Source organism: Bacillus sp. LL01 (assembly GCF_001037965.1).
In genome coordinates, this window is record NZ_LFEL01000126.1 from 1 (window position 1) to 5,211 (window position 5,211).

5 protein-coding genes and 1 pseudogene are annotated in these 5,211 nt (G+C 40.2%); 2 read left to right on the forward strand and 4 right to left on the reverse strand.

What is annotated here, in order from left to right; translation table 11 throughout:
* The 4 genes from AB685_RS26090 to AB685_RS26105 form a co-directional block, all read right to left on the reverse strand.
* On the reverse strand, positions 1-828 hold an 828-nt coding region (locus tag AB685_RS26090), incomplete at its 3' end, for an MBL fold metallo-hydrolase (RefSeq protein WP_128755949.1).
* A gap of 153 nt (positions 829-981) precedes the next feature.
* The gene (locus AB685_RS26095; RefSeq protein ID WP_053073961.1) at positions 982-1,884 is read right to left on the reverse strand and encodes a cupin domain-containing protein; all 903 of its coding nucleotides are present in this window, start codon (positions 1,882-1,884) and stop codon (positions 982-984) included.
* Between the two features lie 143 nt (positions 1,885-2,027).
* Entirely contained in the window at positions 2,028-2,339 is a 312-nt protein-coding gene (locus AB685_RS26100) for a hypothetical protein (RefSeq protein ID WP_047973510.1), read from the reverse strand.
* 164 nt (positions 2,340-2,503) lie between these two features.
* A complete protein-coding gene (locus tag AB685_RS26105) occupies positions 2,504-4,177 on the reverse strand; it encodes a ribonuclease J (protein WP_047973511.1) in 1,674 nt (557 codons plus the stop codon).
* Between the two features lie 276 nt (positions 4,178-4,453).
* Here AB685_RS26105 and AB685_RS26110 point away from each other — a divergent pair, with 276 nt between their 5' ends.
* Both AB685_RS26110 and AB685_RS32220 read left to right on the forward strand, forming a co-directional pair.
* Positions 4,454-5,101 (forward strand): hypothetical protein, encoded by a 648-nt coding sequence (locus tag AB685_RS26110; RefSeq protein ID WP_047973512.1) that lies wholly within the window; start codon positions 4,454-4,456, stop codon positions 5,099-5,101.
* Positions 5,085-5,211 (forward strand): annotated as a pseudogene (locus AB685_RS32220) (GNAT family N-acetyltransferase); the annotation flags it as partial. The gene AB685_RS26110 and the pseudogene AB685_RS32220, both read left to right, overlap by 17 nt.

Here is a 5,211-nt window from a genome sequence, read left to right on the forward strand (position 1 = left end):
TCCTGATGATAAAGCTAGTGACGGATCTTTTTCATTAATAACCGTTCGAACGATATGAATGGAATCCCATTCCCCAGACGAAAAAAAGGTTATCGGGTATTTCTTTGGAAACAATTCCGCATTAATGGCTTCAGGGGTTTTCCCTTCTTCATACTTGTTTAGAATCGTCCCTTGCAGATCTAGCAAGTAATCGAGCTTCCTTTTCAAAGCTGATCGTCCGTTCTGCAAATGACCTGCATGACTACAAAACACCTCATTAAAATCATAGGTTAAGGCCCTCTTTAAAGAGTCAATAAGCACTGGCATATTCTCTTCCCTCAGGACGACCTTTGTCTTTTCTTGGCAATAAAGATCTCCTGTAAAAAGCTGCCCCGTTTCCTTATWGAGAAAGGAAAGATGATCAATCGCATGGCCTGGGGTTTTGATGACTTGCCATGATGCATGTCGGGATTGAAGGGCTTCACCGATCGGTTCTGCACGAAATGGTTTGCGTTTGCCCCAAAACAATTGGCGATAGAGTGGATAATCTGCCTTCTTCATACAATAATTGAGCATCGTATCATCCATTAAGATTGGCAACTTACGCTCTTTTTGTAAAAAGGCTGCGCAACCTGTATGGTCTTCATGAAAATGAGTGATGACCACTTTATCAATATCGAGTTGCTTAAAAAAGGGCTTAAACAGCTTTTCTAGTGACTTTGCTCCTGTATCAATTAAAATACCATCCACGAAGTAGCAATGGACATTAAGTTTAATATTTTTAAAAGACACCATTCCGTGGCCCATCTGTACACCTTTCACGATCTTTTGCTCAAAATTCTTCTTCATTAAAATAACCGTTCCCCTCCTTCATCGTTTTATAGCCATTATGTGAATTATTCGATTCCATCACACAAAATCCTTTATCTTTTTCACCACATAATCAACCTAAAAAAAGAACACACCATTTTTTAGATGTGTTCTCCTCTACAAACGCGATGATTAATAATGATGATCTTCTTCAGCAGCCATCGCGATTTCTTTCGTTTCGTGAACGGTCCCAAATGGATGTTCAGGCGGCGCATAAATTGAATAAAGTTTAATTGGGGTATCACCTGTATTCGTTAAGTTATGCCATTTACCTGCAGGAATGACAATCACATAGTCGTCATAAACCTCTTGTTGAATATATAAATTATCTGGAGCATCGCCCATTTGCACGAGTCCTTGCCCTTCTTCAATCCTGATAAATTGATCAAGGTTCGGATGCGTTTCTAAGCCAATGTCGCCCCCAACCTCAATACTCATTAAGGTGATTTGCAAATGTTCTCCTGTCCATAAGGCAGTTCGGTAATTGGTGTTTTCCTTTGTTACCTCTTCAATATCAATGATGAACGGCTCTGGTCCGTAATCTTGTATTCGATGGCTGATGTCTTCATGTAATGAACTTAGTCGTTCGGCATTTTCTTGTTCACCTTCTAAAGCCCAGAGAAAGCTATTATACACGTCTGGATTCTGTGGAAGTAAGCTAGCTCTGTGATAATCATTTACAGCCTCTATTTCCATTYCATATGCTTTTTGCAAGCCTTCTTGATAGCTATCAACAGAGAGCTGATGAATCTGATAGGTAGGCTCTGTTCCTGTAAGGTACGTATAAAGATTCGTAAAATGATCCAAATGTGCCTGTTTTACTTCTAATGCATAAAGAAGGTTTTCTTGATGATCAAGATCTGGTGCAGCATCGGCTAATCGGCTATAAAGGTCAATCGCTGAAGCTTCTTTTTTCATGGCTACAAGTAAGGTTTCAGCCGCCATTTCTTGCTCTGTTCTGTACTCATTTTTGGCCCCTGTATTCGTGTAATAAGGATATGAATTCCCGTTTGTTTCATCATGCAAAGTGTTCATCCCCTTTTAAGGTTGATAAAGCATCATATGCSCATGTATTGAGAATGCAACTCCAATTACAAAACTTCACCTCGATTAGGCTCCTACCTGAATAGACAAAATATAAAAAAGCTGCCTAAATTGGCAGCTTCCTTCATCGAATGTTAGGTCGTTTTATGAGKGTAAGAATCAACCCATTTTGCTTCCTCTTCTAGCTTTCTCCGTTCTTCATGGGTCTGTGGAAATCCATTTGCGATCCAATCATTTCTATGAGCGGAATCCAGTTGAGTAAGACCCTTTTCTTCTGGTACTTTATCTGCATCTACACTTTCGAAACGATCGGCTTCCCATGTATCTCGATCTTCAATGGCTTTAGCCGATTCCTGCTGTCTTTGTTTATAAGCCTTTGTTGCTAATAAAACRCCGCCTGCTGATAGAGCTGATCCGACTATCATATTCATTGTTGATGACCTCATGTGTATCCCTCCAATTATTTAGTTTTAATCAGTAGTGATCTTATTTGATGGATACCCGTCTTAGCTATTGATAATGTTTCAATTCGTTTACAATTTTAATCCAACAGAAAAAAAGCACTACTTCTTATGGAAGCAGTGCCTTTTGAGAGAGATTCTGATGTTCTTTAAATCTCAATAATAATCGGGACGATCATCGGCTTTCTCTTTGTTTTAGAGTATACATATTCTCCAACTGACTTTTTGATTTGTTGTTTAATCGCTTTCCATTCCATTTTATTCTCCTCTTTTAGCTCGTTRATCGTCTGTTTGATGCGACGATTCACTTCATTAAGGAGCTCCTCAGACTCTCTTACATAAACAAAGCCACGAGAAATCGTATCCGGATCAGAAATCAGGTCTTTTTTTGCTTTACTCATCGTTAACACTACAACAAGCATRCCGTCCTCAGAAAGTTGTTTACGATCTCGGAGAATGAGGTTGCCGACATCGCCGACACCAACGCCGTCTACATACGTATTTCCAGCTGGTATCTTCCTCGTTTGACGTGCGTCTTGTTGTGCAACATCTACAACATCCCCATTTTTCAAGATGAAGGTATGGCCCGGCTCCACTCCGACCGCTTCGGCTAACAAGCGATGTTGCACTAACATCCGGTATTCCCCGTGTATCGGAATAAAGTATTTCGGTCGCATGAAACTGAGCATTAGCTTCAAATCCTCTTGATACCCATGACCTGACACATGCATGCCTGTTGTCACACCTGATCCGTAAATCACATTAGCTCCAAGGGCATATAAGTTATCGACAATCGTTGTGACACTGCGTTCATTCCCCGGAATAGGACCAGCMGCTAAGATAACCGTGTCCTCTGGCAACACATCAATTCCGCGGAAGTTTCCAGTCGCCAGTCGGGAAAGCGCAGCCATTGGTTCACCTTGACTGCCTGTACAGAGGATGACTACCTTCTCTGGAGCGTGTTCATTGATGTTATGTTGATCAATCAACATCCCTTCAGGAACCGTTACATACCCTCTTTCAATTGCTACCCCGATTACATTCACCATACTCCTTCCGACAAGGGCAAGCTTACGATTCGTTTTCTGTGCTGCATGGATCACTTGTTGCACACGGCTCACATTTGAAGCAAAGGTGGATACGAAGATTTTGCCTTCTGCATCGATAAATGCTTTTTCCAAATGATGACCAACCATTTGCTCTGATGGCGTTAAGCCAGGACGTTCTGCATTTGTGCTTTCAGATAGTAACAGTAAGACCCCTTCCTTGCCGATCTCCGCCATCCTATGAATATCCGAATGTTGATCATTAACCGGAGTTAAGTCGAATTTGAAATCGCCTGTATGTACAACCGTGCCCTCTGGTGTGCGAAATACAATCCCTAAACAGTCTGGAATACTATGATTAACCTTGAAAAACTCAACGTTCATTTGCTCGAATTGAACGTTTGAATCAGCGTTTATTTCTATCAATTCCGTTTCTCTGAGAAGTTTATGTTCTTTTAACTTCAACTCAATTAATCCTAATGTGAATCGTGTCGCATAGACAGGTACATTTAACTTTTTCAAGAAAAATGGAATGCCTCCGATATGGTCTTCATGCCCATGAGTCACAATGAGCGCTTTCACTTTATCCTGATTTTCAACTAAGTACTGAATGTCAGGAATGATCAAATCAATCCCTAACAAGCTCTCATCCGGAAACTTGTTTCCACAGTCAACGACTACGATCTCATTCCCATATTGAATCGCATACATATTTTTGCCGATTTCCTGCATTCCACCTAAGCCGTAAATCGATAATACATTCTCATTTGTCTCCACCTTACATTCCTCCAACCATAGGGATCATTTTAGCCTTAGTATGCCCCAAGTTGTAGTGGCTTTATGATTTTTAAAACCCATCCCCCACATATCCCTTGATAGATGGTAAGATTTAGATAATAAAAGTTGTAAGAGGAGGCAAGAACTTTGCAAAATGATTTGTTTTACTACATAGCCGAATTTATTCTTTATGCAACAGGGATTGCTTTAGTGATTGTCTTTTTATTAAGAGCATACTTAAAGTCGAAAAAAGATCGAGAATGAGGGGAATGCTTTATGGTCCATACAATTAAAGAGTATGAAGAGAAATCACGGGTTTTTAATCCTTCTACCCATATTAAATCGCGTATTCAAGAAATGGAGGGACATTCAGCGATAGGAGCTGAAATTGCGTCAACATGGAAAGACCTCTTGGACCAACGGCTAGTTAAGGAAACGTACCCAGTGATTCATCCTATTGGACAAGAAACCTTCTCCTTATATGCGGACTACCCAACAGGCGTGTTTGAGTATGCCCTAGACATAGATGGAACCACTGCTCTGATTAAAAAAAAACGCCTTGAGCCAAGCCGCTTCTCACCTTCAACGATTATTGATGCCGTTGACCAAGGCAATTTAAATCAAGATCAAACACAAATAAATCCTAACCATAAAAATCCTGTTATGGTCCTTCAAAGCCATTATCTAACGGACAATAAACCTTACTGTATCAATGGAAATCACCGGATAAATGAAGCATTTAAAAGGGAAGATCAATCCATTGAAGTCTATGTATTTAAGGAGTTAGAATTTGTTCCTTTCTTTTATGACAACCTTAGTAAAGCGATGTACTTCCTTGAGTTAGATTACCATCATGTTGTGCATAGAGATGCTCCATTAATTAAAAGTGAAAGAGGGGCATTCGTTTATGATTTTAGAAACTAAAAGATTACGTCTAAGACCACTTTCGTTAGGGGATTCTGAGCGAATAGAGGAGCTTGCAGGTGAATATGATGTAGCTAAAACAACATCCACCATCCCTCACCCTTATCCCA

Coding starts and splice junctions, on each gene's coding strand:
- AB685_RS26110 (WP_047973512.1), top strand. CDS start 4,454: ATGGTCCATACAATTAAAGAGTATGAAGAGAAATCACGGGTTTTTAAT.